Annotated in this window: 27 protein-coding genes; 23 read left to right on the top strand and 4 right to left on the bottom strand. The window is 66.2% G+C overall.

The annotated features are described in order from the left end of the window. Positions 1-131: 131 nt before the first annotated feature. The gene (locus ACF1CT_RS05855) at positions 132-263 is read right to left on the bottom strand and encodes a lasso RiPP family leader peptide-containing protein (protein WP_391782498.1); all 132 of its coding nucleotides are present in this window, start codon (positions 261-263) and stop codon (positions 132-134) included. A gap of 285 nt (positions 264-548) precedes the next feature. Between ACF1CT_RS05855 and ACF1CT_RS05850 the strand changes: the two genes are divergently transcribed. Next, the gene (locus tag ACF1CT_RS05850) at positions 549-1,910 is read left to right on the top strand and encodes a transcriptional regulator (protein ID WP_391782497.1); all 1,362 of its coding nucleotides are present in this window, start codon (positions 549-551) and stop codon (positions 1,908-1,910) included. A 175-nt stretch (positions 1,911-2,085) separates the two neighbouring features. Here the strand turns inward: ACF1CT_RS05850 and ACF1CT_RS05845 are convergent, their stop codons facing one another. Beyond that, a complete protein-coding gene (locus tag ACF1CT_RS05845) occupies positions 2,086-2,523 on the bottom strand; it encodes a pyridoxamine 5'-phosphate oxidase family protein (protein ID WP_391782496.1) in 438 nt (145 codons plus the stop codon). 865 nt (positions 2,524-3,388) lie between these two features. Between ACF1CT_RS05845 and ACF1CT_RS05840 the strand changes: the two genes are divergently transcribed. The 3 genes from ACF1CT_RS05840 to ACF1CT_RS05830 are packed head-to-tail and all read left to right on the top strand — an operon-like array spanning position 3,389 to position 6,108. Further along, the gene (locus tag ACF1CT_RS05840; protein WP_391782495.1) at positions 3,389-3,778 is read left to right on the top strand and encodes a hypothetical protein; all 390 of its coding nucleotides are present in this window, start codon (positions 3,389-3,391) and stop codon (positions 3,776-3,778) included. A 3-nt stretch (positions 3,779-3,781) separates the two neighbouring features. Beyond that, positions 3,782-4,897, top strand: a complete 1,116-nt coding sequence (locus ACF1CT_RS05835; RefSeq protein ID WP_391782494.1) for an MAB_1171c family putative transporter — start codon at positions 3,782-3,784, stop codon at positions 4,895-4,897. Positions 4,898-4,920: 23 nt separating this feature from the next. Continuing rightward, positions 4,921-6,108, top strand: a complete 1,188-nt coding sequence (locus ACF1CT_RS05830) for an amidohydrolase family protein (RefSeq protein ID WP_391782493.1) — start codon at positions 4,921-4,923, stop codon at positions 6,106-6,108. 57 nt (positions 6,109-6,165) lie between these two features. Here ACF1CT_RS05830 and ACF1CT_RS05825 read toward each other — a convergent pair whose 3' ends face one another. After that, complete coding sequence (locus ACF1CT_RS05825; protein WP_383915699.1) at positions 6,166-7,059, bottom strand: helix-turn-helix transcriptional regulator; 894 nt, start codon at positions 7,057-7,059, stop codon at positions 6,166-6,168. A gap of 660 nt (positions 7,060-7,719) precedes the next feature. Between ACF1CT_RS05825 and ACF1CT_RS05820 the strand changes: the two genes are divergently transcribed. The 19 genes from ACF1CT_RS05820 (at position 7,720) to ACF1CT_RS05730 (ending at position 24,790) form a co-directional block, all read left to right on the top strand. Next, positions 7,720-8,109, top strand: coding sequence for a hypothetical protein (locus tag ACF1CT_RS05820; RefSeq protein WP_391782492.1), 390 nt, complete (start codon positions 7,720-7,722; stop codon positions 8,107-8,109). 59 nt (positions 8,110-8,168) lie between these two features. After that, positions 8,169-8,750 (top strand): WhiB family transcriptional regulator, encoded by a 582-nt coding sequence (locus ACF1CT_RS05815; protein ID WP_383915703.1) that lies wholly within the window; start codon positions 8,169-8,171, stop codon positions 8,748-8,750. Between the two features lie 130 nt (positions 8,751-8,880). Next, entirely contained in the window at positions 8,881-9,174 is a 294-nt protein-coding gene (locus ACF1CT_RS05810) for a hypothetical protein (RefSeq protein ID WP_391782491.1), read from the top strand. Beyond that, entirely contained in the window at positions 9,171-10,037 is an 867-nt protein-coding gene (locus tag ACF1CT_RS05805; protein ID WP_391782490.1) for a hypothetical protein, read from the top strand. The genes ACF1CT_RS05810 and ACF1CT_RS05805 overlap by 4 nt, the downstream gene beginning before the upstream one ends. Before the next feature lie 2 nt (positions 10,038-10,039). Next, entirely contained in the window at positions 10,040-10,765 is a 726-nt protein-coding gene (locus tag ACF1CT_RS05800; RefSeq protein WP_391782489.1) for an ATP-binding protein, read from the top strand. Further along, complete coding sequence (locus ACF1CT_RS05795) at positions 10,765-11,115, top strand: DUF4326 domain-containing protein (RefSeq protein WP_391782488.1); 351 nt, start codon at positions 10,765-10,767, stop codon at positions 11,113-11,115. The genes ACF1CT_RS05800 and ACF1CT_RS05795 overlap by 1 nt, the downstream gene beginning before the upstream one ends. After that, positions 11,112-11,531, top strand: a complete 420-nt coding sequence (locus ACF1CT_RS05790; protein ID WP_391782487.1) for a DUF6195 family protein — start codon at positions 11,112-11,114, stop codon at positions 11,529-11,531. Before ACF1CT_RS05795 ends, ACF1CT_RS05790 begins: the two co-directional genes overlap by 4 nt. A 62-nt stretch (positions 11,532-11,593) precedes the next feature. After that, positions 11,594-12,763: a DUF2637 domain-containing protein gene (locus ACF1CT_RS05785; protein ID WP_391782486.1), complete on the top strand. Its 1,170-nt coding sequence runs from the start codon at positions 11,594-11,596 to the stop codon at positions 12,761-12,763. Between the two features lie 1,320 nt (positions 12,764-14,083). After that, positions 14,084-14,479 (top strand): hypothetical protein, encoded by a 396-nt coding sequence (locus tag ACF1CT_RS05780; protein ID WP_391782485.1) that lies wholly within the window; start codon positions 14,084-14,086, stop codon positions 14,477-14,479. 9 nt (positions 14,480-14,488) lie between these two features. Next, on the top strand, positions 14,489-15,463 hold the full coding sequence (locus tag ACF1CT_RS05775) for an NlpC/P60 family protein (protein WP_391782484.1): 975 nt from the start codon (positions 14,489-14,491) through the stop codon (positions 15,461-15,463). Between the two features lie 48 nt (positions 15,464-15,511). Then, positions 15,512-15,850, top strand: coding sequence for a hypothetical protein (locus ACF1CT_RS05770; RefSeq protein WP_007447287.1), 339 nt, complete (start codon positions 15,512-15,514; stop codon positions 15,848-15,850). A 216-nt stretch (positions 15,851-16,066) separates the two neighbouring features. Beyond that, positions 16,067-17,167: a hypothetical protein gene (locus ACF1CT_RS05765; RefSeq protein ID WP_391782483.1), complete on the top strand. Its 1,101-nt coding sequence runs from the start codon at positions 16,067-16,069 to the stop codon at positions 17,165-17,167. Then, positions 17,148-18,767 (top strand): hypothetical protein, encoded by a 1,620-nt coding sequence (locus tag ACF1CT_RS05760; protein ID WP_391782482.1) that lies wholly within the window; start codon positions 17,148-17,150, stop codon positions 18,765-18,767. The genes ACF1CT_RS05765 and ACF1CT_RS05760 overlap by 20 nt, the downstream gene beginning before the upstream one ends. Positions 18,768-18,773: 6 nt before the next feature. Further along, complete coding sequence (locus ACF1CT_RS05755; RefSeq protein ID WP_383915723.1) at positions 18,774-20,300, top strand: SCO6880 family protein; 1,527 nt, start codon at positions 18,774-18,776, stop codon at positions 20,298-20,300. Next, on the top strand, positions 20,297-21,733 hold the full coding sequence (locus ACF1CT_RS05750) for an ATP/GTP-binding protein (RefSeq protein WP_383915725.1): 1,437 nt from the start codon (positions 20,297-20,299) through the stop codon (positions 21,731-21,733). Before ACF1CT_RS05755 ends, ACF1CT_RS05750 begins: the two co-directional genes overlap by 4 nt. Further along, positions 21,730-22,113 carry a DUF6238 family protein gene (locus tag ACF1CT_RS05745; RefSeq protein WP_391782481.1) on the top strand — a complete coding sequence of 128 codons (384 nt, stop codon included), beginning with the start codon at positions 21,730-21,732 and terminating at the stop codon, positions 22,111-22,113. The genes ACF1CT_RS05750 and ACF1CT_RS05745 overlap by 4 nt, the downstream gene beginning before the upstream one ends. A gap of 297 nt (positions 22,114-22,410) precedes the next feature. Next, positions 22,411-23,859, top strand: coding sequence for a type IV secretory system conjugative DNA transfer family protein (locus ACF1CT_RS05740; RefSeq protein WP_391782480.1), 1,449 nt, complete (start codon positions 22,411-22,413; stop codon positions 23,857-23,859). After that, positions 23,856-24,371: a hypothetical protein gene (locus ACF1CT_RS05735; protein WP_383915733.1), complete on the top strand. Its 516-nt coding sequence runs from the start codon at positions 23,856-23,858 to the stop codon at positions 24,369-24,371. The genes ACF1CT_RS05740 and ACF1CT_RS05735 overlap by 4 nt, the downstream gene beginning before the upstream one ends. Next, positions 24,368-24,790 carry a hypothetical protein gene (locus ACF1CT_RS05730; protein WP_391782479.1) on the top strand — a complete coding sequence of 141 codons (423 nt, stop codon included), beginning with the start codon at positions 24,368-24,370 and terminating at the stop codon, positions 24,788-24,790. The genes ACF1CT_RS05735 and ACF1CT_RS05730 overlap by 4 nt, the downstream gene beginning before the upstream one ends. Before the next feature lie 102 nt (positions 24,791-24,892). On the opposite strand, the gene ACF1CT_RS05725 is transcribed toward ACF1CT_RS05730, so the two are convergent. Next, positions 24,893-25,579 (bottom strand): hypothetical protein, encoded by a 687-nt coding sequence (locus tag ACF1CT_RS05725; RefSeq protein ID WP_391782478.1) that lies wholly within the window; start codon positions 25,577-25,579, stop codon positions 24,893-24,895. Between the last annotated feature and the right edge of the window lie 103 nt (positions 25,580-25,682).

Genomic DNA, 25,682 nt, shown 5'->3' with positions numbered 1-25,682 from the left:
ACCCCGATCCTTCACTCCGCCGTGCCGTGTGTGCCTGCTTCACGAACGAGCGCCCGGGACGCCGGCCGATGGCCAGATGTGTCCCGGGCGCTCACTCACCCACCGACGCCCCTCTCACAAGGGGCGCGGCGTCACTGCCAGTACTGGGTGTCGTCCGCGTTGTTGTTGCCGGCCGAGCCGAGGGTGGCCTCGGTGACGGAGCCCAGCTCGCTCAGCACGGGCGCCGTGTAGGTGACGGTCTCGAACTCGAAGTGCGTGTCCATGGTGTTCCTCCACGAGTCGGTTTCTCGGATGTTCCGCGTCGGCCTCACGGAGCCATGACGGCGTCCGTGTGGCCTCTGGCGGGGAGGTACTGGCCGGCTCCGAGGTGCTGGAGCGGCCGTACTTCAAGAAAACCGCCGAACATCCGTGCCAGGAAGAGGAACAGGTGCTGCCTCGCTGCTGCCTCCTGTTTCCCGGTCTTCCGAGCTGCTTCAACTCCCGGCTCGTTGGGCTACGTTCAGTGCAACGATCGTGCCCGGCTCCATCCCACCCCGGGGGTTAGCCACATGCCCGTCACCACCAGTCCCCCGCGGCATCTACTGGCCACGGTGCGGGCCGCGTCCGGACACACGCTCGACTCGTATATCAACGCCGTCGCCGACCGGCACACCGCTCTCGGCTACGGGCACATGGCCCGCAACCGCAACAAAGTCGCCCGCTGGCAGCGCGGCGTCGAACCCGAAATGCCCGCCCAACTGGCTATGGCCGATCTCCACAGGGTCGACCCGGGACAGGTAATAGCGCGAGGATGGCCCAACTGGCTCCTGCTCGCCCTACCCGGCCCCGACATCTGGGCCCCGTTCGCCCCGGAGGTCACGCTGTCCGCCCTCGATGACCTGGCCGCCAACCCCGCCCGCGCCGACGCGGCCGACATCCCCCTCCTTCCGCCGGACGTGCTGCGCGACCTGGCGGACCGGTGGACCGACCATGTCCAGAGCGCCATCGCCCACGGCATCAGCGGCGGCTACGTCGGCGTCGAGGTCTCCACGGCCATCCACGCCCGGCTCACCGCGCTGTGGCACCTGGACGACTCCCTCGGCGGCACCGCCTGCACCACAAGCGCCCGCTCCGACCTGACCATGGTCACCAAGCTGCTGCGGCACGCCCGCCACACCGGACAGCTCACCACCGACCTCCACTTCCTCGCCGCCGAGTACGCCCGCTTCCTCGGCTGGGCCGAGTTCGACGCCGGCAACACCCCCGGCGCCCAACGCGCCTGGCACGCCGCCCTGCGCGCCTCCGCCGAAGCCGCCGACCCGGCGCACAGCGCCTACCTGCTGGCCAACCTCGCGCTAGCCTGCGTCTACGACGATCAACCGGGTACCGGCAGCGATTTACTCGCCTCCGCCCGCGACATCGCCGGAACCCGCACCACCCCGCTCGTCGCCGCGATGATCGACACCTGGCGGGTGAGGGCGACGGCCGCCACCGGCGACGCGAAACAGGCCGCCCGCCTGCTGAACCAGGCCGAAGCCGAGTTCGACCGCGCCCGCACCGGGGACACCAACCCGGCCTGGGCGTACTGGATGTGCCGCCCCAGCCACATGGCCGAAACCGGCAGAGCCTTCCTCGACCTCGGCGATCCGGCGACCGCCGAGACACTTCTGAGCGACGGTCTGGCCGCGCTGGAGCCGAGCGCCCAGCGCGACCGTGTCCTCTACCTCGTCTGGATCGCCACCTCCCAGGCCCGCCGCCGCGACCTCGACGCCGCCGCCCACACCGCCACGGCGGCGCTCGACATCGCGGCCATGGTCGAATCCGGCCGCTGCACCACCCTGCTCACCGACCTGGCCACCGAACTCGCCCCGTACCGCGCCGCAGCGCCGGTTGGCGCCGTCCTCGACCGCCTGAACAGCTCGGACCGATGACGTCCGCCGAGCGCCGAGCTCGCTGACACCCAAAGGCCAGGCGGCGCAGGCCCACACCGAGCGCACAGCTGACGCACCGGCCGGCGTGCGAGCGCGGCTCGCCAGCTATCACGGTCCTCTTGCCGTTTGGGACTTTTCCCAGAGGGCGGCGGCCCTGCTGGTTACCCCTGACTGCTCACGCTGCGGCTTGGGCTGTCTGGGGTCGAGCGCTGAGCGTCTGACCCGTCGCCCGATCAATCGAGATCAGGAGGGCGACGCGCTCAGGGTCCGGGGCCGGCGTACGTCCGTATCGCTGTCCGTAACGGGAAACTGCGTCTTCAACCACTGCCGCGTCGGTGCAAACCTCCGCCACACCTTCGAGCGTGGCCCACCGGCCCCCATCGACTTGGCAGACAGCCACTCGGGCCTCACTCCCGCCCGCGAGGATGTTGGCAACTTTCCGACTGGATTTGCGGGTGATAACTCGGGCGAGCCCCGTAGCCGCGTCAACGGTCACACCGACGGGAACAACGTGCGGCCGACCGTCGGGTCGCAGCGTAGTCAGCGTGCACAGATGGTATTCATTCCAAAACTCTTGGTAGTCAGCACTTTGGCTGGATATCGCGTTCGCCATGACCAAAAGCGTAATAGTGCAGGTTGCCCGAACTGCCCTGAAGTGACCACGGCCACACGTCGCCCGAATGGACGATTAGCCTGATTCGATCACCTATGCCGCACGTCGTTCAATCTTAAATATCTCAGATTCACAACGGACTTCACGTCAAAGCCGCGCCTTTGATGCGTCCACGCCAGGACACAAAACTCCAGCTCAGAGCGATAGCCCGGCCACCTGGCGGTCGATTTAGTTCGTTTTGAGTGGAGAGAATCGTTTACTTACCGTGCGTATTGATCATGCTTTTCAGGACACGTCTTGTCTGAACCGTCACGTACTGTCCAACGAGGTTCCCGGGTACCCCAGCAAGGCCGCCTCCCGGGTGTTCCATTGCGTGTTCGCGTATGTGACATCCGTGTTGGGCGTGGCTATCTGGAGTCCAAGCAGCCGAGCCTCTTGAAGGGCTTGGTGGGGCTCGCAGGCACGTGACAACTACGGTCGCTTCCAGTGTCGGGAACCAGATGTCATCGACGCGGGCGCGGTGTCGCCCGGCTCGGGGGAGCCATCACCTGCCGGTTGGAGGAATTACTCAGTGTGGTCAGAGAAGAGTGGCCGAGACACGGCTCAGTCGGCGGTTCCTGCACAGGCCGGAGCCGGCCGCGGGCGGCTTGGGCGCTGGCGCACAGCTGCGAACCGGACCGTGGAGAAGGATCTGCACCGCCTGATTCGGCGTGAGCTACAAGACCTGGGGATAGCTCCCCCGCTCGACGTCGAAGAACTCTGCCAGGCGCTCAGCCGTCGGCGGGGACGTCCCTTGTACCTGCGGGAAGCTCCTCTCCCGAAACCAGGGCCCTCGGGGCTGTGGGCTCCATACGAGGACTACGACGTGATCCTGTACCAGCAGGAGACGACCCGGCTGCATCAGGAGCACATCATCCTCCACGAGGTGGGGCACATCCTCGTGGCGGAGAACGAGGAAGCGGCCGAGAAGGCTGCGGGCGACACCTCGGAACAAGCCCCCGCGCTTGACCCTGACGAAGAGGCTGCCGTCTCCGTGGAGGGCTGGGTCACCATGCTGCCGGTCTTCGACCCCGAGACGATCAAACGGGTCGCGTTTCGGTGCTCGTACGACGACGGAGAGGAATGCTCCGTCGAGCTGGTGGCCACGATCATCCTGGAGTGGTCGTCCCTGCTGAACGACTCCACTCCGCTGTCGGACGACCCCGCGCTCCGACGTGTGGAGTCGGCTCTCGGCGACCGGCGAGGATGGCTGTAACCCGTGGAACTGCTACTTCTGGGGCTCCTGGCTGCTCTCATCTGGAAGCTCTACCAGTGGAGGCGATCCCCGCATGACGCCCCTCTACGGTCGGTCACCCTCTGCTTGCTCTGCGCCGCGCTGTCGTACCCCGTGGCTATGCCCGGGGGTGCGTCGGGCGTTGACACGGTCGCTGGTCATGGGGCAGCGAAGCTGATCCAGAACGTGCTGCTGCTCATCGCCATGTACTTCCTGATGTGCTTCTACCTCTACTCCGCCGCCGACGAAGAGGCGGGCCGGCGGAGGGCCCGCACGGAGGCCGTGGTCGTTGGAGTAGTCGTGGTGGCCATCACGGTGGCTGCCGTGTCGGTGCCGCATGAGGTCTTCGCGGGCAGCTTCAGCACGGCGGACATGACGATTCCGCAGATCGCCTTCTTCTACGGCGGAGCCGGTCTCTACCTCATGTACGTCCTCGGTTTGGCCTGCCGGTGGACTCGGCGCTATGCCCGAATGTCCCGGCGCCCCCACTCCACCGGGCTCTGGATGGCAGCCGTTGGCCTGGGAGCGATGGCTGTGGCCTGCGCGATCCGGGCCGTCATTGTCGCCGTTCGCTGGGCTGGCGTTGATGTACCCGAGGCACTGATGGCCGCTGTCGCCTTTCTCCTGGTGGCGTCCATCCTTCTGTTCGCGGCCGGGATCACCTACTCCGGAGCCCGAGCCCGTATCGCCTCGATGCGGCTCTGGCTCCAGCACCGGCGCGATCACCGTCGCCTCGCCCCTCTGTGGGAGCTGCTGGCAGAGGCGTACCCCGACAACGTCCTGCGGCCAGCGTCCCCGGCCGCGCTGGACCGCTGGCGGGCCCGGGGCGTGCACCGGCGCTACCACCGGCGCATCGTTGAGTGCCGTGACGGCCTGGTGGACATCAGCCCGTACCTGCTGGGTGACGCTGACAGCAGCACGGTGCTCAACGTCGACTCCACAGAACTCGCCGCCCGCCTCCGCCGGGCGGCCGCCCGGATCGAGGAGGGTGTTCCTGCACCCCGCCGTCCGGTCCCCCTCGCCATGGCTCTGGGGAGCGACCGCAAGTCGGATGTGAAACAACTGATCGCGGTGTCCGATGCACTGCGTCAAGCCGCATGACCCCCCATGATCAAGGAGTCAACATGCTGATCACCGGTGGACGAGTGCTCGTCGACTCGGGGTCCTACCTGGAAGACGGTGCCGTCCTCGTCGAAGGTGGCTCGATCGCTGCCGTCGGTCCGCGCAAGGAAATCGAAGAGCAGGCCGGCGCCGACGTGCCTCGGTTCGCGTTCGACGGCACTGTCCTGCCGGGGCTGATCGACGCCCATGTCCACCTCGCCTTCGACGGCGGGCCTGACCCGGTAGACACCCTTCAGAACTCAACGGACGAGGTTCTGTTCGAGGACATGCGTCGTCGCGCGGAACAGCTTCTGCGCAGCGGCGTCACCACGGCCCGCGACCTCGGAGACCGCGGCGGCCTTGCGCTGCGTCTCGCTGCGGAGGTCGCCGAAGGTCGTACACCGGGGCCGAGGATCGTATCCGCGGGCACGCCCGCGACGACCATTGGCGGCCACTGCCACTTCTTGGGGGGCGAGGTATCCGGTGAAGCCGAGATCCGGGACCTCGTCCGCCGTAACATCGCGGCGGGCGCCAGGGTCATCAAAGCGATGGTGACAGGCGGTGGCCTGACCAAGGACGGGCCCAAGAGCCACCAGTCCCAGTTCTCAGCGGAAGAACTGGCCGCCCTGGTGGATGAGGCCCACAAGGCAGGCGTCCCCGTTGCCGCCCACGCGCACGGATCCGACGGCATCACCGCGGCCGTGAAGGCCGGTGTGGACACGATCGAGCACTGCACATGGATGACAGGCGATGGCCTCGACTTCCGGCCGGACGTAGTCCAGCAGATCATCGACCAGGAGATTACTGTCTGCCCGGCGGTCAGCCCTCACTGGCAGATGCTCCCCCGCATCTTCGGCGAGGAGCGGGCGAATGCGATGTTCGACCTGGTGCGGCAGATGGCCGACGCGGGCGTTCGCCTAGTGGCCGGAACGGATGCCGGAGTGCAGCGCGCGGGCTTCGATGGCCTGGTCCCGGCCCTATCGTTCTACTCCCACCTGGGCCTGCCGAACGCTGCAATCATCGACATGGCGACGTCCGAAGCTGCCACGGCGCTGGGGCTGGGCTCCACAACGGGTCGGATCGCTCCCGGCTACCGCGCGGATCTTCTCCTGGTCGATGGAGACCCGCTCTCGGAGCTCAACGCTCTGAAGAACGTGCGGGCGGTGTTCGCCTCCGGCCTGCGTTACGAGCCCAACGCGGCCAGCGAATAGAAGTACCCACTCGGTGCCCCGTTCCCCGCGACTCGCTGAGCCGCGGGGAACGGGGCACTACTCGTCGGCGTCGGGAGCCGCCTTCTTCTCGAACTCGGTCGCGAGCTCATTCAGGATCGAGAGGACATCGGCCGACAGACCCTCCGGGCCCATCCCTCGCGCTCGAATGCGGCCCACCTTCCCGCTCTTGCCGGCCGACATCAGGCGAAGCCCTTCGGCGACCTGCCGGGCAACCTCGTCGTCCGGCTCGAAGTACATGCGTGTGACGCCGAAGAACTTGGCGAGCCCTTCCAGAACGACCGGAGCGGGGGCTTCGGCCTCGTCGGCGCCCGTACGAAGGGCCTCCACTTTCTCAGCCGTGACGACCCGCGACCCCGCGTACTCATTCACAGCATCCGCGATCGCGCCGTCTCCCGGCGCTCCCGACGGATATGCGCGTTCCAGGAGAAGGGTGATCTTCTCAGCGAGCGTCCGGGGCGGTTCCTCGACCACCGCGACGGCGGCAGCGTCGCCCTCCACCTCTTCGCCCCTGGCCTTCGCCATGGAGCGTTCCTGCGCTCGCTTCACCTCCTCCACGGTGACGCCATACGCCGCCGCCAGATCAGGGAGGTACTTCTCCTTGAGCCGGCGGACGCCGTTCTCCGCGCCGGCCACTGGACCGGCGCTCTTGGTTCCGATGATCGCCGCCATCTCGTACCGGTAGAGGCCGGCGTCACACCGCAGGTCGGTGAGGTCGGGCAGCCCCTTGCGCGGGAACAGAGTGTCAAGCGGCTCCTTCAGCACCTTGGCGAGGGCGGGCAACTTCTCTGGGTCGGGCGCGTTCGTTCCCAGCTCCCACCCCGCCACCGTCGAGCCCGCGACGCCGACGGCAGATGCCACGTCGGTCTGCGGGGTCTCGGTGGCTCGACGTACCGCGCGCACACGATCCCTGTCGAAGAGTCGGGCTGGCATCAGACCTCGTTTTTGAAAGAAACCGAGGAAACCTCGGTCTGTTGACTTTTTACGGCAACCGCGATAGCTTCAGTTTAGCGAAAAACGAGGGCGTTCGCACCCCCTCGCCATCGCCCGTCAGGCCGAATCCGTATCGGACCAACCTGACGGAGAGGGGAAGACGCGTGCAGCTCGTGCGCTTCACCTTCCCCTCAAAACGCCATCGGCGCCCGGAAGTTCGCACCTCCCGGACGCCAGACAGCTCGTGATCCGAGGCCCCATGCAGGGCTGCAAGATCACTCGCACAGCCACTCCGTGTCCTTTCGCACGGCACTGCGGAGCGGCTTACCACATAGAGGAGTGTCGCATGTCCCCTACTGCGGACTGCAACCTGAAGGCTGGGATCGCTTCGGGACCGGCTGAACGGCTGGCCGAACAGCTGACGTGCATGTTGCCCCCCGAGGCTGCCGTCGTACAGGTCCGCCTCCAGGGATCCCGGACCCTGTGGCCCCACCTCGGCCTCACGGCCGTGAACGACCGTGGCCACGCCCTCCGCGTGCCTCGTGCCAAGGCGCTGACCATCGCGCGGTGGATCATTCGCTCTTTCCCGCATGCCGGATGGGCAGCCTCCGGCGGACACGCCTTCGACCTGCGGACGGCTCAGCTGCGCGGGTTGGACGCATGATGTCGGCCGTCGCATCGGCGAACGCGGGTACTCCCGCTCTCGGGCCCAACGAATTGCAGGGCCTCGCAGCCGTGATGAGCCTGCTCGCTCAGGCCGGCGGGATCGACGCCCTGTTGGGCAACCGACAGTCGGAGCACCGCGACAAGCGCCTTCACATCGGATACAGCGAGGCTGCCGAGCGGCTGAACATCCCGGAGAAATGGCTGCGTGAGCGAATTTCCACGCTGCCGCATCGAAAGTTCGGGAAGTTCGTCCAATTCACAGAGGAAGACCTGCGCGCAATTTCGGATATGCATTTCGTGAACCCCGGCATGACAGCCGAAAGGGAACACGAATCAGCATTGATGACGCTTCAGCCGTCTAAGCGTTCGCGCAAGCGTTTCTGATCTCCTCTTGCGTTCGAGCGCGTGAAAGCTCTGGGCGCCGTGAACATCGCGAGACATAAATGAGCACTGACATATCCAGCCTCATCAAGGCTGCACATCAGGGGGACTGGTCTCCTCTCCTCGAAGAGTCCAGGAAAACCCCCGGGAAGCACTGGGCAGAAGATGCCAGGTGCTCGAACCAGGACATCGACACCTTCGTTCCTCTTGGGGATGGCCCCCGTAAAGACCCCGAGGCAGTGAAAAGCAGGCTTGGCACATCCCTTAACAGGCCACGTAATCTCTGCGCCGCGTGCCCGCTGCCCGTGGCCGCCCGGTGCCTGGTCGAAGCACTCAGAGATGACGATGAGTTCGGCATTCGCGCTGGACTTCTTGCCTCGGAACGGGCCCCACTGCGCGCCGCATGGCAGCGGCGCGCGAGTGAGGCGGCTGTGGAAGGTGCCCTTCAGGGCTGCACTGCGGCTCTCAGTAGGGGCGAGCGCAACGCAGTGATTGCACGGTTCGCAACAGATCCATCATTCGACCCTGCCGCTGTCGCTCGGGGCCTTGGCGTTACGCACGAATACCTATTGAAACTTGCGCGCCGCTACAGGAAGAAGCGGCGGCCCACCCCGCTGGCAGTACAGGGCGCTCACGCCGTCTGATCGGCACAGAGGAAACGATTCTTCCCGCAAGGCAGCACCTTGCGGTTCCGGAGTTCTCTTTATGTTTCAGAACGACCCCGCCGGTTCGCGGTGCCTAAATCTCGGCGCCTCGATCCGCGAAATAGAACCCATGGCTGTGCTCGTACGGGTTTACCCCGAGCGCCAATCTGTTACCCACCTCTTCGGATCGGATTTCTTCCGCATGCTCATCGACCGTCGCACCGAAGAGAAATTGGCCCACATGGTGAGGATCAATTTCGACAAGGCTGCCGACTGGCGTCGTGCCCACGATTTCCATATCCCCACTGGCGCGCTCTATATCACCCCCGAACCGAACCAGACCGGCTATATCCCGGAAGACGATAAATCCTTCGGCCTCTCACCTTTCCGCCGCATAGCAATAGCGGACGGAGATTGCCGATGAGTGATATAGCTACCAACCTGGTCTGGTCAAATTCAAAGTCGCGCAGGGGATCTCGACTCGTCATGCTTGCGCTGGCCCGGGAATCTGACAATGAAGGCAAGGCCACCCTGACATTGGATGAGATCTCTAAGCTCACGCAACTCACAGCTCGCTCGATAACCAAGTGCCTCGGGGAACTGGCGACGCTCGGGGAACTCAGCCACGAGCGCGGCGGGGGAGCTTCAAACCCCAACAGCTACTCGATCCTCTTGTTCGACAGGGAGACCACAGCCTTTATCGATTCAGAGAAAGAACTTCCTACTCTGTGTCCCGAAGCGACAGGAGAGGGAACTAGGTTCCAGGACATCTCTTCCCACAACTCGACTTCGGCGGCTGGAAGTGGGAAGTTCCAGCACGCCAACTTGGAAGTTTCTTCCTCGCGTATGCGTGGTGGTAATACTCCCTACGGGAGTATTACCACCACCAAAGAGCAAGCTAGCTTGCCAGGATCCATCCGAGAGAACCAATCTGTAAAGCAGGACTCGGTGAAGGTGCCAGACGGCGCCAAGGATCTGGTAACAGCCATAACGAGCGCAGGAATGCTCGTCGGATGGCGTCTGACCGAACCTGAATGGGATCGGGTAACAGCTCTCACGGCCCGTTGGGGCAATGAACGGCTGGTTGAGATGGTGGCGCGGCGGTGGAACGCATCCCGTCCGCCGCAGTCGGCCCGCTACCTGCTCCGCATCTGGGCGGACCTTCCCTCGCACGCCTCTGCTGCGATACCCGATGGAAACGTCGTGCCGCTGCGTCGACAGTCCTCCGGAAGCTGGATTTCTTTTCAGCAAACCGCCGCTCCCAGCGCTTACCAGAACGGTTTTTGATCATGGCTGAGCCGGAACCCGTGGGCAGCGCCAGGTCAATGCGCGCTCTGGAACGAATACTCACTGCAAAAGGGATTCGCGTCGTGCCTGACAACCCTGCCTACGATTCGCCGGAGGAGAGCCCGGGAGATCGGGAGTGGCACCGCCGTGCTCGGGCCGACTACGCCCTGAGCCGCTGGGCGAGGGCCACGCCTCCCAGGTTCAGCGACGCCGAAGCAACGATGCCGGGCGCCATCGACTGGGCGGACCGCGCCCTCGCGGACAGCTCCGCTGCTGGTGCTCTGCTTCTCACCGGCCTCACAGGGACGGGAAAGACCCACGAGGCTTACGGAGCCCTTAGAAGGATCGCGGCCGGCGGCCCGGACCGGTTCGAGGTCATCGCCGTGAACTCGGCAGACATGTACGGCAATCTGCGCCCCTCACAGGTAATGGGTGCGGCGGAGCGAGAGCTGCGGCGGCTCAGCGAAGTGCAGTACCTGTTGCTCGATGATCTCGGTACGGCGAAGACTTCGGAATGGACCGAAGAGGTCACGTATCGGCTCATCAACTTCAGGTACAACCACTGCTTGCCGACGATCATCACGTCCAACCTGCCCGCCCGCGATGAGAACGGGCCGGACCTGACCGATTTCGTCGGGGCCCGTGTAGCGAGTCGTCTTGCCGAGATGGTGACAACCCTCGTCCCGATGATCGGCGCTGACCGGCGTCGTGGCGGGAGGGCAGCGTGATGCCCGTCCGCCTTCGCGGGACGCCCCGAGACGCCGCAACATTGTCCACAGCCTGTGCATACGTCGGCCCTCGCAGCCGGTACGCGAACCCGTTCACGGTGGGTGCCCGGTCCCCTCTCGGCCCTCCGCTGGACGCTGCTGAGTCCGTGGACCTGTTCGCAGCCACGCTCCGGGGTCCGGTCGGCCGCTTCTACTCCGCACGGTTCGCCCGAGCGCTGCACGACCTCGACCTGATGTGCACATGCCCCCTCGACGTGCCGTGCCACGCGGACGTCCTTCTCCGTATCGCCAACGAATCCCGCGACTGCAACGCAACCCGCACCAGCCAGTTCTTGGAAGGCCCCCGATGAGTCACCCGATCATGTTCGCTGCGGCCAAGCACCTGACGACCGCCGAGCAACGGCGCACAGCCGCCCGGGAGAACGCCTTCCGCACCTGGGGACCGAGGTCCATCACGGCGGCGTCGAAGTACGCGCGTCGCCTCCTGGGGGACGAAGCAGTCACGCTCGACTGGGATGTCCTAGGGCTGCTGTCCTTCGAAGAACACCTGCAAGCCGTCGCTTCCCTGGACACTGCCGGAGGCCAGCACCTGGAGCTGTTCTACACCGACCAGGGCGGCGCGGAGCGCATCCTTCTGCGGGTCTCGTGCGTGAGCTGCCCAAGTCAGCACGTGCACGAGGTGACATCCATGGAGCAGCTCGGACAGCTGCTCTCCCAGACCTCGGCCTGGCAGTCCATCAACCCGCGCGACGGGGGCAACCTCTAATGTCCCAGGCGCACATACCCTCGGCAGCGGCCAAACCTCGGGGCGCCTACAGCCTCCGCGGGATGACGGCCTGGGACCGCTCCGCGATCATCCTGCTCGGCGCGGCCGGCTTCCTCTTCTCCTACGACGCGCTGCGGCAGATCGCCATCGCGATCCACGCTCGGGAGAGCCTGAGCTATCTGTTCCCGGTGTTCATCGACGGGTTCATTGCGTACGGCGTCCGAGCGATCGTGCTTCTTCGTCACCAGCGCTTCGGCGCTCGGCTCTACGCCTGGTTCCTGTTCCTCGCGGCAACCGGGGCGAGTCTCGGCGCGAACGCACTGCACGCCATCACGTTGAACGACGGTCCGCAGGCCGGACGGTCCGCACTGCACCTGACGGACTGCGTGGTCGGCGTGCTGTCGACACTCGCACCACTCGCGCTGGCGGGTTCCGTGCACCTCTACATCCTGATGGCGCGGACGGCTGAGCTTTCGGTCCCGGACGGCACGGCCGACGGTCCCGGACCGGTCCGCGAGGAGGTACCGAGGGCGATAGATCCCGCAGTTCAGTCCGCGCTTCGCCCATCGGAGGTGACGGCCACAGTCGGAGCTCGAAGTCTCTCCCCCAGTCCGTCCGCAGCAGACGACACGAATCCGACCCCCGTTGATCTGCGGAAACGCGAGGCAGGGCAAGTTTGCAAGTCACGTACGGGCGAGTCCGCCACCGACACGTCCGCAGGCTCCGACAATGCGGACGGACCGGCCGTCGAACCTGCGGACCACGAGACCGCGGCAGCTCCCCCAGCAGTGGCCGAGACCTCCGCCTCGGCGGCAGTCCCCGCTCCAGCGGACGGTGAGAAACCGTCCGTCCAGGACGATGCGGACGATGCGGACGGACCGGCCGTCGAACCTGCGGACCAGGAGGCCGCAGCGGCTCCCCCGGTAGCGGCAAAGACCTCCGCCTCGGCGGCAGTCCCCGCTCCAGCGGACGGTGAGAAACCGTCCGTCCAGGACGATGCGGAGTGCCCGCAGGACCGAGAAGCCGACGACGAGTGGTTGGCGGACCTGCTGCCGATCGCGCGGGCCGCTACCAAGCAGGCCGGACGGATCAATCGTGACGTGTTGGCGGACGCCGTCCGCCAACACCAGGCAATCGGCAACGACCGGCTTGGGCTGCTGCTGGCCAGGCTGAAAGAAGAGGCCAAGGAGGCGGCGAGGGCACCCGCTGCTGCCTCCAGCCCCCTCTGGTGATCTCATCTCGTGGGTGGCCCCCGGGCCTGTGCTGCTCGCGCCGTACAGGCCCCGGCCGGCCCATTTGATCAGAAAGGAATGACCATGTGGTCTCGCCGACGCGGCCGGGCGGAAGACGCTGTCTGGCCCGATGCCATGCAGGCAGCATCCGCGCTTGCGGCTCACCTCCAGGGCGGCGGCGATCTTCTGCCACTCCAGGTGAATGACGTGCCTCTGACTGACGGGGAGGTCGCCTTCGCGGATGTGACGTGCTCTGCCGCCCGTTTCTACGGAACAGAGGTCGCCTACCCGCCCTCGAACAGCGGGTACTTCGAGGATCACCCGGCCTTCGGCCGACGGTGGGTCTCCAACGGCCGGCTCGACGCCCGTCGACGCCAAGAAGCGGAGGACGTTGCCCTCCCGCAGTGGCGAGATCACACCACAGCCCGAGTGGTCCTCACGTCTATCGGAGTGCGACTCACGCCAGCCGGATCGCGTGACTGGCTGCCGTTCGATCACGCCCTCCTGACCGGAGTTGCTGGGGAAGCGCCCGCAGTCGTGCTCTCGTACAGCGTGTGCGCGCCCCTGCTCATCTCCGGCCCGGCCGCGCCGTGGCTCGGCGTGGCGATCGAGCACCTACACCGCCCGGCCGCATAAGACCTCAAACAACCCGCCTCCAAGAAGTCGGAACCTAATTCCTGGAATTAGGTTCCGACTTCTTTTGCTGGTTCGAGTTGTCCGCGAACCCCTGCGAGGATTCAGACACGACCAACGCCGATAGGCATTCTCTGGCCGTGGAGATTTTTTCTCGATCCCACCCACGAATCACGCAAGGGACTGATGGCCTTGATATGAGTAACGGCCCTAGCAGCTCGACCATGGCACACAATCACGCCAGGTGAAGACGAAATCAAAATTCGGCCGGCACCGGACTCGTCCGAACTCTCACGCAAATGAGACCAAGTAGCGAAGGCCACACGCCCCGGTCCTGCTCTTCGAGTTCTTCGGTAGCCGCCGGTAAAAGCCCGCAGGAAGAATCCCCCTCTTCCTGCGAAGGGGCGGCGCGGCCCCAGTCCCCGTAGGGCCACGCCGCCCGCTTTCTCAAATCCCATGCACCAAGGTTGTGGTTCCCGCATGCCTCGATCCACCCGTTTCATACATATATCAGCCGTAATAGGAGTCGCTGCTTCACTGGCCCTCCTGTCGACCGGCTGTTCCAGCTCGACCAGCGGTTCTCCCCAACCCTCGACGACACAGCCACACTCCGTCTCGGCGGGCATCACCGACACGGCCTCACCGAGCGCCGAGGTATCAGGCCCTTCACCAAGTTCCGCCCTGCCAATGGATGTTCAGCGTGCAGCACGTGCCTTCACCACGGCCTACTCCGAGCACGACGCACGCGACGGAGCCGACAGCTCGTACGCGGACGCCGGCACTCGGGCAGCCCGGCTCGCAACTGGGGAACTCGCGGGCGTACTGGCCCAGAAGCGTCCAAGCCAGGTCGCCGCGTGGGCCGCCCTGCGGGCCCAGAAGGCGCACCAGACGGCCAAAATCACTTCAGCCATCGTCCCCGACGGAGCGCCCGGGGCAACGGCCTCTTCAGCTCTCGTCCGCGTGAGCTACACCCTCACGACCACCCCGAAATCTGGGGACGCTCGAAGCGCCAGCGAACAACTCGCGCTCCGCCTGGAGCACACCTCTGAGGGCTGGCGCGTCGCCGCCTTGCCCTGGGCGTGACGGGCGGCCATGAGCAAGAAGACACAGATCGGGCTTGGCCTCCTGGCCGCGATGACCATCGCGGGTACCTCCATGCTGATGACGTTCGGCGCGGCAGACGGCGCCTCTGCCCAGGAGACCGGTCCGGGCGGATCTCTGGCGACAGACGCTCCCGTCCCTGACTGGGTGCGTGTACTCGTGAACAAGAGCGCGGGAGAGTGCCCGCAGCTCACGGCATCGGTCTTTGCCGCGCAGCTCTATATCGAAGGCAGTTTCAACCCACGGGCTGAGTCCGCCTTTGCCCAGGGCATTGCCCAGTTCAAGCCGAGCACGTGGGCTCAGAACGGCCTGGACGGCGATGGCGATGGAATCAAGGACATCTGGAACCCGGAAGATGCAATTCCCGCAGCAGCGAAATACGACTGTCTTCTGGCCAAAGAAGTGAAAGACGTTCCGGGGGATTCCACGGACAACATGCTCGCGGCGTACAACTCCGGCGGTGGCGCCGTGATCAAGTACGGCGGCGTTCCGCCGTACTCCGAAACCCGAGACTACGTGCGCAATATCCGTGCACTGGCCTCCAAATGGGCTGATGCCGTCGCCCCTGACGCCCCGGCCGGCAAGGGTGCCGCTCGCGCGATCACCGCCGCGAAGACGGCCCTGGGCACCTGGTATCGGTGGGGCGGCAGCTGCGTCATGCCGTACGAAGGCGTGGGCGGCTGCGACTGCTCGTCGCTCACCAAAATGGCCTGGTCCGCAGCGGGCGTGAACCTGCCCAGGGTCACGTACGACCAGGTTCGCCAAGGAAGCGCCGTCAAGAGCGTTTCCCAACTCGCCCCGGGTGACTTGCTGTTCAGCGTGCCTGGGAGCGCAGGCCCTGAGCACGTCGCCATGTACATCGGCGGCGGGCAGGTCATCGATGCCCCGCGCACAGGGGCTCAGGTGCGTATCAAGCCGCTCAGCTACTGGAAGCCGCAGATCATCGCGATGCGGCACGTCGGCTAATCCGTCAAACCGCCTTAAAACACCACTTATCGCACCAAAGGACTGAACATGCACAACCTCCTGTCCGCCGCTGCCGATCCATCCCTGCACACGACCCTCGCCGCCGGAGCCGACGTCGTATCGGGCGTGAAGCCGGACTGGGGCCCCTTCGGGAAGCTCGGGGGCACGGCGAAGGTGATCCTGGGCGTCATCGCCGCCGTCGTCCTCGTCGTCGGTGCCGGCGCCTTTCTTGCCGGTGTCGGCAAGAGCAAAGGTTGGTTTGGCGAGGGCCACTCCACTATGGACAGCTCGCGAGGCAAGGGCATGATGGTCGGCGGCCTGACCTGCGTCTTCCTCGTGGCTTCCTTCGGCACCATCTTCGCCATCACGTACGGCATGGGTGTGTGATCCGTGGTTTCCCGATCTCAACGGAGGAACGTTCCGTCTTCGAAGACCGCCGGAGCACGCAGCCCGTTGGGGAAGCGGTGGGGCATCGCCGCCGCCAGTGTGGCCGTGGTCACCGCTGCCGGAGTAATCGTCAGCATGGCCACGGCCAGCCCGTCTACCCCCGCTCCGTCCGCATCAGCAGCCGCGCCCTCAGCACCGCAGGCCAGCGAGGGCAGCGTGCGTAAGACGGACGGCGTCCCTGTGGGATACCCACACACGCCATCCGGCGCCAAGGCGGCAGCGGCCAACTACACGACGGTCAGCGGGAGTGCACGATTCCTCACCAACAAGAATGCGCGGCACCGCGCTGTGGCCGCCATGGCGGCAAAGGGCACTGTCGAAGCGACGGCGAAGAAGGCAAACCACGCCGCCCGTAGGACAGTCAGTTCCCTCCGGGGCGACACTTCCAAAGTCTCTTCCAAGAGAGCCATCGCCCGTACCGGCGTTCTCTCGGCGCACATTCTGGGCTTCGCCGCTCACGGGGCGATGGTGCGGCTGTGGACAACGACGGTTCGCGGCAGTGCGGCCGGGCACGCGACACCCAAGACCGACTTTCAGTCGGTGACGGTCACGCTCACCTGGGAATCCAACGATTGGAAGCTCAAGGACAGTTCGAGCACAAGCGGCCTGGTCGCTCCCATCGACTCACGGCAGACATCCAACGTTCCAGCCGACTTCTCCGACTACGTTCGGGCCACTGCGGAAGACCCCGTCCTGAGCGGCTCAGCCGACCACGACGGCTTCCCGGCGCCCTATGGACACGATGGACACGGTGCTCGCGCCGCCGCCGTCAGCGCCACCATGCTCTACGGCGATCCCCGGTTCTTTGTCAACGAGGACTGGCGGCACCGGATGCTGGCGGCCACCGCCGCATCGAGCGTGCTGCGCTCGGTCACCTCGGACACCAACTCGACGGCTCGTCTGGTCATGGAGAACCGCGGGGTCGGTGCCGACGGCAAGGCTGCTGACGGAAGCGAACTGATCACGCGGACGGCCGCGCTCGCCACCCGCTCGATCTCCTACTCCGACCAGGCCGCGAGCATCGAGCTGTGGACCGCTTCGGTGGGCGGAGTCGCTGGGAAGGACGAGACGCGACGCCCGCAAGTCGCCTTCCTTCGGATGACCGTGGACCTGGTTTGGGAGGACGGAACCTGGAAGACGACGGCCGTCACACCGTCCGAACCGCTCGTGCCGTCGCCGCCTGCCATGCAGGAGGCGGACCCGGCTGACAGCTTCGCGGACGTGGGAGGTGCCAGCAATGCGCCTGCGACTGCGTGACGACGCTCCCGGACTGCTGACCATCGAGCGGGGGACTCCCGGCCGCTGGAGGCGGCGCCTTCAGGCAGTCGCCGTGATCAACGTGTTCATCGGTTTCCTTTTCGTGCCCTCCGCGATCGCCTCCCCGTTCTGCTACATCCCGATGGTGTGCGAGGCAAAGGAGGCCATCGACTTCGTCAAGAATCCGCTCGGGTTCCTGCTCCAGGCACTTGCCGAGGCCAACATCTGGTTCCTGCGCAAAATGCTGGAACTGATCCAGAACACAACGAAGATCGACCTCACGTCCCCTGGCTTCCTGAAGCAGTACGCGATCATCTTCGCGGCCTCCAGCCTCCTCACTGTCGCCCTGTGGCTGATCGCCGTGGCGAAGCGTGCGGTACGGGGAGTCGCCGTGACCACTGCGGTCTCCGAGGCAATCGGCTTCCTGCTCCTCCAGTTCGTCGTCAACGCGATGACGCCGGGCGCGATTGCTCTGCTGATGAAGGCCATTGACGAGGTCACGGCCATCTTCGAGCCCTACGCGACATCGAATTTCAAGCCGTTCTTGGAGAACCTGCTCAAGCTCATGGTGGCGAACCCCACCCAAGGCGCAGGACAGCTGCTGGTCGTCAACCTCGTCATGATGTGCGGTGCTCTGCTGATGTGGATCGAGCTACTGATCCGCAGCGCAGCCATCTATGTGGCCGTTGCTCTCGGGCCGGTCGTCAATGCGGGTCTCGTCGACCGCGACTTGTGGAACAAGAGCAAGAAGTGGTTCGGCGCCATCTTCGCCATCGGCTTGTCCAAGCCCGTTCTCTTCGCCCTGCTGGGCCTTGGGGGCGCGATTCTCAGTGACACCTCGGGAAGCATGTCCGACGCGGTCTCCAGGATCTTGGTCGGCGCGCTGATCCTCCTGCTCGCCGTCTTCGCGAGCGCCACGCTCTACAAGTGGGTGCCTGCCTTCGGCGATGAGATGGCTCAGCTCCACCACGACCGAAAGAGCGCCCAGTCCTCCGGCCCCGCGGCTGCGATCGACGGCCCCGGCCAGCACGCCAACCGCGCGATGGGCGCGCGAGTGCAGGACTCCTTGGTCGGTGGTTCCAAGAGCGCGGGTACCGCCGGCGCCAAGATGGGCGGCGGAACGGCCGTGGCCGGACCGATCGCCGCCGGGGTAGCCGTAGCTAAGGCCGGCGTCAACATGGCAAAGAACAAGGCCACGAGTTCCCCGGGCGCGCAGGGCACTGACGCCGCAGGCGCGAGCAAGCCCGAGCACTCCGAAGGCCAGCAGGGCGGCGACGACACCGCGGGGATGTCCGGTGCACCGGACTCTGCTCGTCCCCAGGGAGCGACATCCGACCCGGTCATCAGTTCTACTCCGGACTGGTCCTCGGCTGGAAGTCACGCATCGGCCGGGCGTCCGCCAGGGGCCAGCGGAGCACCGAGCACGGCACAGCCGCCCTCGCCTCCGAGTCCGGGCCCTTCCGGTCCGACGCAGCCTGCCTCCCCTTCTTCCGCATCAGGAACCACCTCGGGTTCCGGCCCCTCGGTCACGCCCCCGCTGCCGCCACGGCCGTCGGGCGGCCAGGCACCTGGGCGTCCGAACCCCAACAAGGATCAGTGACCCCTCATGTCGACTCGCACGTATCAGTTCGGAAAGCATCGCCCCACAGGGCTGGTGGGCCGCCGTGACCTCGGTGAACAGGTCGTTCTTGGTGGCGGTGCAGCCACAGGCATCCTGTTCGGCTACCTCTTCAACGGCGTGACCGCCATCGCCGCGGTGTGCCTTGTCCTGCCGATCCTGCTCGCCCTGGTCATCGTGTACGCGCCGTACCGGCCCAAGGGCACGTCCCAGCGACGGACGCTGTACCGCTGGTGGCGGATCAATCGCTACCACCGCAAGGCGCTCCGCCGTACCGGCGGCGTGTGGGCGTCTCCGGCCTTTGAGGCCGGCGTGCGCCGCGATGGCACCCCGCCGGATGCTGCTCTGACCGAGCCGGAAGGCGTCACTGGCATGACGTGGGTGCCCGTCACGGTCCGCGGGCAGCAGGCCGTTGTGGTCCTCCAGCCGGAAGCCGGATGCGTCACGGCCACATTGGAGATCGCCTCTCCCGGCCTCGGTGGCAAGGAAGTCGGTGAACAGATCGTCGCCCTGGAGCGCTGGGGCGAACTCCTCGATGCCTTCGGCAACGTTGAAGAGCACCCGGTGAAGCGGGTTCAGGTCCTCGCCCGACAGATGAAGAGTGACCCTTACGCCCACCAGCGGTTCATCGCTCAGCGCGACGAGTCGGCGGCGACGACGGACGCGCCGCAGTGGCTGAAGGACTCGTACGACGTGCTGGCCAATGCCGTGTCCACCTCGGCGGAAGAGCACCGGTACTACATCACCATCCACGCCCGGTTCACCCGCGACCTGGCGGCCGAGGGCGCAGCCCGCGGAACCGGTGACGAGGGGATCGCCGCCGCGATGGCTGCGTACCTGGATGAGCTGTGGTCCCGCGCGGAGGACGCCGACCTCTCGGTGATCGCGCCCCTGGACGAAGGTCGGATGACCGCGTTGATCCGGAACTCGTACGACCCGGACCATGCCATCTGGGACACCGACCTCCGGCAGGCGCACGCCTTCCCTCGCAACGTGGACGTCCGCGACGGCGCCCACGTCGCCACCCGTGCAGCGGGCTCCACGGATTGCTGGTACCACGCCACGGCCGCCGTCGTCGGATGGCCCACCACACCCGTCGGGCCCGACTTCCTCTCGCCCCTGCTGATCGGGATGCCCGACGTCATCCGCACGATCTCGATCACACAGCAGCTCGAACCCAATGACACGGCCGTGGAGCGGATGCTCGCGGAAGACACGAACAACCATGCCGAGATGGACCGCGACCGTAAGCGCGGCAAGAACATCGACCCGCGCGACCAGATCGCCGCCAGCGCTACCGGATCACGGGGCCTGGCCCTGGCCTCCTCCGGCGCGGCCGGCTCCGCCGTTGTCGGCTACATCACCATCTCCTCGCGCAGCGCCGAAGACCTGGAGCGCATCAAGCGCACCACCGCCTCCCGCGCCCGCAACGCGCACCTGCGGATCGAGTGGCTCGACCTCGAACACGCCCGCGCCTTCGCAACGACCCTGCCCCTCGCCGGAGGCATCAAGTGACTGACCTCCTTGACCTCGCCCCGCTGTCGCCGATGCACGAGACAGCGCGCCGTCCCCTCTACACCGAGACGACCACCAGCCAGGCCCTGTACCTGCCCATCGCACCGCCGACCCTCGGCACGGCGGGCGCGATCATCGGCCGCGAGTTGTACAGCGGAAAAGCCTTTATCTACTGCCCCTTCAGCGCTTTCGGCGACGGGTTGCCGGGCGGCAACATGATCGTGATGGGCGAGACCGGCCGGGGAAAGTCGGCCCTGACCAAGACCTACGCGGCCCGACAGATCCGCCTCGGCCGTCAGGTGGTCGTCCTCGACACCAAGGAGCAGAAAGAGCGCGAGGAAGGCGAGTGGGCCGCGCTCGGCCGCTCGCTGACCGGCAAGGCCCCGGTGAAGTTCGCACCCGGCGGCGGCCGTGGCTCCTCATGCATCAACCCGATGGACCCTGCCATCGCGGGCAAGCGGCAGGTCGAACTGGTCCGCACAATCGTTGAACTCGGTCTCGGCAAGGCCCTGGACGAGTTCGCCGGCTCTGCCCTGCGAATCGCGATCCGCAGGGCCCGCCAGAGGGCAGGCGAACTCGGCCGTACCCCGGTCCTGGCCGACGTCGCCGCCGCTCTGCGCTCCCCGGAGAAGTCCGACGCGATGGCCAAGAAGCGCACTCGGGACGAACTTCTCGGTGACGGCCTGGAGGCGTCCTATGCCCTGGACCGGCTCTGCGGGAGCGAGCAGGACGCGACCGGCGACCTCACCGGCATGCTTGATGGCCCTACCAGCCTCGGCGTGGACCTCGACGCCGACATGATCGTCTTCGACCTGACCAAGGTTCCGTCCGGCGGCGTCGCCATGACCATTCTCGTTGCCGTCATCAGCGTCTTCCTCGAAGAGGTCTGGCTGCGACCGCTGTGCGAGTGCGGGGCAGAACCGGGGCAGCACGAACGGATCGTGGTCGACGCGAACTCCGGAGCCTGGGAGCTGGGCTCTAACCAGGCATCGGGCTGCCGCCGTTACACGCAGCGAAAGCGCATCCTCGTCTGTGAAGAGGCATGGCACATTCTGGGAACACCCCAACTGGCCGGCTTGTTGGAGAAGTTTTTGAAGTTCGCCCGTGGCTACGGGCTGAGCTGCATCTTCATCGTCCACCACCTGTCGGACATCGATGACAGCCCGGAGACTCAAGCAGCGCTGAAGATGGCTGACACCATCGTGATCTACAGCCAGAAGAAGGCCGAGGCCGAAGCGACGGTGGCCCGGCTGGGTCTGCCGTCCTGGACCGCGGATCACATCATGCGTCTGCGCCGTGGGATCGCCCTGTGGAAGGTCGGAGAGGTCATCTACCCCGGCGTCCAACACCTCCTGGTCGAAGCCGAGCAGCACCTGTGTTTCTCCTCCGGCTCAATGATCGACCTCACCAACCCCGCCCCGGACGCCGCATGAGCAGCTACCGCCACCTCTCCGCCATCAACCTCTTCCACTCAAATTCAGAACGCGCCCCCGCTATGACGATCACCAGCGACGAGTCCATGCGTTCGGCCGACGAGCACGCAGTACGCCAGGACATCGACCAGCTGCACGCCGATGCCCTCGAACTCGCCCACCGGATGAAGGCGCTGGCCAACATGCTGGACCACGGCGACTACTCCGCAGCCGGCGGCCGCGTCCGTACGGCCGTCACGCACATCTGGCGCGCGGCGGAAGACCTCCACAGCGCTTTCCACACGGCTCCGCCGCGCTGTGCCGGGCCCGACGCGTCGCTGTCCCGGCTCTGCGGTCGGCGGATGCGCTACCTCGCGGCCCGAGCAAGGAGGAGCGCCTAGTGGACCTCATGCCGAGCGGTATCTCCATGGCCCTGTACGCCGTGACCGCCGTGTGCGCAGTCGCCCTGGCCACAGTTTGGTTTCTGACAACCCGAGGCCGCCGCAACGCAGGATTCGCGGCAAAAGGGCAGCTCAAGCGTCAGATGTCGGCCAAGGCCGTTCTGAAGGCTACGGAGATCCGCCCTTCCCTGATCCGCGGTGAAGACCGCCCTGCTCGCACATCAGCGGTGAGCCCTGCGAAGAACCCTTCCGCCGGTTCCTGAGCCGCCTCTCATCTTCCTCGTTCCGGAGTACGACATGCGCCACCCCCTCGACCCTCTCGACTTCGGCTACTCGTTGGGGACCTCGCAACGCCCAAAGGGCGTCGAGCTGTATTCCCGCGCCGACAAGGCGTGCCGGGTCATCGGCCCCATGGGCAGCGGAAAGACGCTGCGCTTCTTCGCCCCGACCATCCGCAACTGGGTCGGTCCAGTGCTCGCCACCTCGACCAAACCGGATCTGGTGGAATTGACCCTCGACGCGCGGCGACGCGGCGGCCGACCAGTCATGGTCTTCGACCCGCAGAACATCGCCCCTTCCCTCCCAAAGTTCCGGTGGACGCCCATTACCGGCGCCGCCGAGACCGAGGTCGCGATGATGCGCGCCAAGGCGTTCGTCGCCGGTTCTCGCATCCCCGGATCCGCGGCTCAGTCCAGCGAAGGCAGCGCCTTCTACAAGGGGCAGGCATCCAAGATCCTCGCCGCCTTCTTCCACGCGGCCGCCCTCGACGGTGCCAGCCTCGACTGGGTACTGAAGTGGGCCCGTAAGCTCACCGACCCCGCGCCCCTCGGCATCCTCAACGCCCATCCCGGTGCCGGCCCCGGCTGGGCGGACATGCTCCGCACGGCCACCACCGGTGACAGCCGCACAGTCGGCAACACCGCAAGCACCCTCGACGCGGCCCTTGAACCCCTCATGCACGAGTCAGTGGTCCAGGCGCTTCAAGGGAACGGGGAGGCCCCCACGGACTTCCATGAGTTCCTTGACGCGGAAGGCACCATCTTCCTGCTGGGGAAGGACTCGGAGGTGAACTCCGTGGCTCCGCTGACCACGGCGATAGCCGAGGATCTGCTAGACCTTGCTGAGGCTCACGCCATCGCGTCCCCAGCAGGGCGGCTCGACCCTGCCCTCCTTGCAGCCTTGGACGAGGCGCCGAACATCGCACCCATCCCAAGCCTGCGCCAACGCGTCGCCGACGGCCGGGGCCGAGGTATCACGGTGATCTACGGGCTTCAAGGCTGGGCGTCAGCCCGCGCCCGCTTCGGTGAGGACACCGCGAACGAGCTGGCGTCGTTCACCAACCACGTGGTTGTCTTCGGCGGTGCCAAGGACCCCGTCTTCCTCCGGGACATGTCCGACCTGTGCGGCCAGGTCGAGCGGGAGCGCAAGACGAAGACCACAAGCGGCGGGGACCGCGGCGGCCACTCGACCGCCACCCATATGGCGCTGGAGCCGGTCCTGCGCGGGGACGAGATCAGGGCCCTCCCCGAGGGGCATGCTCTTGTGCTCGCGGACAACCTGCCACCGGTCATCACCCGACTCGACGGCATGTGGACCTGGGCTTCCTGGAACGAGATCCAAGGCCACGTCCGAAACCTTCGCGCGGCCAACGAAGCAGAACGTTCACGTCAGACCATCGCTAAGAAGAACCGGGCAAGGGCACACGCCGCCGCCTGGGCCGGTCGTGGGGAAGCAGCTGCCGCATGACGAATCCGCTCGCCCACTTCGAGCCCTTTCCCGAGCCGCCCGCACTGATCTTGGAGTACATCGCTGCACGGAGCGCGGAGGACTCCGTAGTCGACGGCCCCGCCCCGTGGGACCTCGGTTCGCTGCCCGCCGAGTTGGTCAAACCGATGCCGGCATGGCTCGACTCCGTGTGCCGATGGTTGAACAGCGCGTACGCCTGGCAGCCGCAGGACGTCATTCCGCCCTGCTGGACGAAGCACGAAGGTCTGGCAAACGAGATCGCGGCCCTGGCCTTCGCCAGAAGCGACGCATACGCGGACGCGGGCTCCTCCGTGATCTGGCACGAACAGTACGACCGGTTCCTCACCCGGATGAACAAGGCGCTGGGCAAGGCCGGCGACGAGTGCCGAGTCGCACGCCATGAGGAGCGCCCGGCCCGTTTCCAGCTTGCAGCATGGCCCGCGCGAGCTGATGGAGAGAACGAAGAAGAGCAGTCACCCGAGCCCGAGCGCACCAAGGAGATGGCGCGATGATGAAGAACTACGACGTGGTCTTCTCGGCGGACCCCCGCCACGGGTTGGTAGCGCGAAGCGGCTGGGAGCAGGAAGAAGCTCGAACCGTGCTCCGTGATCTCGGCTGGGAGTGGGCTGAGGAAGCGCACGCACTCATCCCCCCTGACGACGTGCCGGAGGTCGAAGCCGGGGTCCAGGCGGTGGAGGAACTACACCTGCACGGGCACCGTACGGGTTTCACGGTGGGACCGTACGGGACAATGCGTCTGACCCTGGACCGTGCAGAACAGGTGTTCACGAAGGGTGTCGCGCTGGACACTTCCGCACGGCATCTTGGTGGGCAACCAGCCGGGCCGGAGCGGCGCCGCCCGGCGTACGGAGTCATGCCTGCTTCACACGAGGCGGTCTCACCGGAGGCTTCCGAGTCTCCCGCGATTTAGCACGAATCCTTCGAGATCGATGCACAGGCTGGCAAGGGCTCTGCCTGTAGCGAGGGCCCTGCTCGCCCCAGTGCGGTGCAGGCGAGCAGGGCAGTTCAAGGGCTACGAGAGCAGCTTGGCGACATGCGTGCGCAGTGGGGCTTCGAGGTCCAGATTGTTCCCGCGCTCCATGCCTTGTAGGTACTCGCTCGCTACAACCAGTTGAGAGAAGTGCCCGGCCGGGGTGTCCAGCACGTGCTTGAACTCGTGGCGTACGCGTTCGGCGACTGCCGGGGCGGTGAGGCTGGAGATGAACAGCGCCGCCTCGTCGTACCCGGCCGGACCGCGGCCCCAGCGCTCCCAGTCAAGAATGCAGAGGTCCGAGCCGACGAGGTTGGACCACTGAATGTCGGCGTGGATGGTGGACCACTCCGGAACCTCAGTATTGACAGGTACGCCAAGGAACCGGGGCAACGCCCAGTGAAGCCGTTCCTGTTTGATCGCGGTTCGGTTCGTCGCCGCCGCCTTGATGGCGTCCAGGGCGGTGCGCAGTGCCGTCCACCAGGCATCGGGAAGCGTCAGCCCGGGGGGCGGAAGGGGGCCCGAGCTGATCGGCCGGTCCTTGATCTGATCATGGACATCAGCCCGGTACGTGTAACCGTCAGCCGCCCACTGGAAGGATCCGCGGAAGCGGGGCCGGGGCACATCGCTCGACATGGCCTGTTGGGCATGCTCGGACCCGTCCCATCCGGCCCCGGCCGCCTTCTCGCTCGGGATCGCGGCGACCTTGAGCCACAATCCCTGCTTCATGGGGGCGCTCAGGGTCTTCCCATCCCACCCCCACACTTCGCTTCCTTCGCTACGTACCAGGGGAAAGATGGAAGCCGCGTACCCGAATGCCTGACGCATTCGC

The organism is Streptomyces sp. NPDC014734 (assembly GCF_043083325.1).
Lineage (GTDB): Bacteria > Actinomycetota > Actinomycetes > Streptomycetales > Streptomycetaceae > Streptomyces.
Note: the sequence above shows the minus strand (reverse complement) of the source record. Positions and strands in the feature narration are given on the sequence as shown.

Excerpts from the sequence above, each read along its gene's own strand:
- ACF1CT_RS05855 (WP_391782498.1), bottom strand. The coding sequence starts at position 263 with ATGGACACGCACTTCGAGTTCGAGACCGTCACCTACACGGCGCCCGTG.
- ACF1CT_RS05850 (WP_391782497.1), top strand. The coding sequence starts at position 549 with ATGCCCGTCACCACCAGTCCCCCGCGGCATCTACTGGCCACGGTGCGG.
- ACF1CT_RS05845 (WP_391782496.1), bottom strand. The coding sequence starts at position 2,523 with ATGGCGAACGCGATATCCAGCCAAAGTGCTGACTACCAAGAGTTTTGG.
- ACF1CT_RS05830 (WP_391782493.1), top strand. The coding sequence starts at position 4,921 with ATGCTGATCACCGGTGGACGAGTGCTCGTCGACTCGGGGTCCTACCTG.
- ACF1CT_RS05825 (WP_383915699.1), bottom strand. The coding sequence starts at position 7,059 with ATGCCAGCCCGACTCTTCGACAGGGATCGTGTGCGCGCGGTACGTCGA.
- ACF1CT_RS05820 (WP_391782492.1), top strand. The coding sequence starts at position 7,720 with ATGATGTCGGCCGTCGCATCGGCGAACGCGGGTACTCCCGCTCTCGGG.
- ACF1CT_RS05815 (WP_383915703.1), top strand. The coding sequence starts at position 8,169 with ATGAGCACTGACATATCCAGCCTCATCAAGGCTGCACATCAGGGGGAC.
- ACF1CT_RS05810 (WP_391782491.1), top strand. The coding sequence starts at position 8,881 with ATGGCTGTGCTCGTACGGGTTTACCCCGAGCGCCAATCTGTTACCCAC.
- ACF1CT_RS05805 (WP_391782490.1), top strand. The coding sequence starts at position 9,171 with ATGAGTGATATAGCTACCAACCTGGTCTGGTCAAATTCAAAGTCGCGC.
- ACF1CT_RS05800 (WP_391782489.1), top strand. The coding sequence starts at position 10,040 with ATGGCTGAGCCGGAACCCGTGGGCAGCGCCAGGTCAATGCGCGCTCTG.
- ACF1CT_RS05795 (WP_391782488.1), top strand. The coding sequence starts at position 10,765 with ATGCCCGTCCGCCTTCGCGGGACGCCCCGAGACGCCGCAACATTGTCC.
- ACF1CT_RS05790 (WP_391782487.1), top strand. The coding sequence starts at position 11,112 with ATGAGTCACCCGATCATGTTCGCTGCGGCCAAGCACCTGACGACCGCC.
- ACF1CT_RS05785 (WP_391782486.1), top strand. The coding sequence starts at position 11,594 with ATGACGGCCTGGGACCGCTCCGCGATCATCCTGCTCGGCGCGGCCGGC.
- ACF1CT_RS05780 (WP_391782485.1), top strand. The coding sequence starts at position 14,084 with ATGGATGTTCAGCGTGCAGCACGTGCCTTCACCACGGCCTACTCCGAG.
- ACF1CT_RS05775 (WP_391782484.1), top strand. The coding sequence starts at position 14,489 with ATGAGCAAGAAGACACAGATCGGGCTTGGCCTCCTGGCCGCGATGACC.
- ACF1CT_RS05770 (WP_007447287.1), top strand. The coding sequence starts at position 15,512 with ATGCACAACCTCCTGTCCGCCGCTGCCGATCCATCCCTGCACACGACC.
- ACF1CT_RS05760 (WP_391782482.1), top strand. The coding sequence starts at position 17,148 with ATGCGCCTGCGACTGCGTGACGACGCTCCCGGACTGCTGACCATCGAG.
- ACF1CT_RS05755 (WP_383915723.1), top strand. The coding sequence starts at position 18,774 with ATGTCGACTCGCACGTATCAGTTCGGAAAGCATCGCCCCACAGGGCTG.
- ACF1CT_RS05745 (WP_391782481.1), top strand. The coding sequence starts at position 21,730 with ATGAGCAGCTACCGCCACCTCTCCGCCATCAACCTCTTCCACTCAAAT.
- ACF1CT_RS05740 (WP_391782480.1), top strand. The coding sequence starts at position 22,411 with ATGCGCCACCCCCTCGACCCTCTCGACTTCGGCTACTCGTTGGGGACC.
- ACF1CT_RS05735 (WP_383915733.1), top strand. The coding sequence starts at position 23,856 with ATGACGAATCCGCTCGCCCACTTCGAGCCCTTTCCCGAGCCGCCCGCA.
- ACF1CT_RS05730 (WP_391782479.1), top strand. The coding sequence starts at position 24,368 with ATGATGAAGAACTACGACGTGGTCTTCTCGGCGGACCCCCGCCACGGG.
- ACF1CT_RS05725 (WP_391782478.1), bottom strand. The coding sequence starts at position 25,579 with ATGAAGCAGGGATTGTGGCTCAAGGTCGCCGCGATCCCGAGCGAGAAG.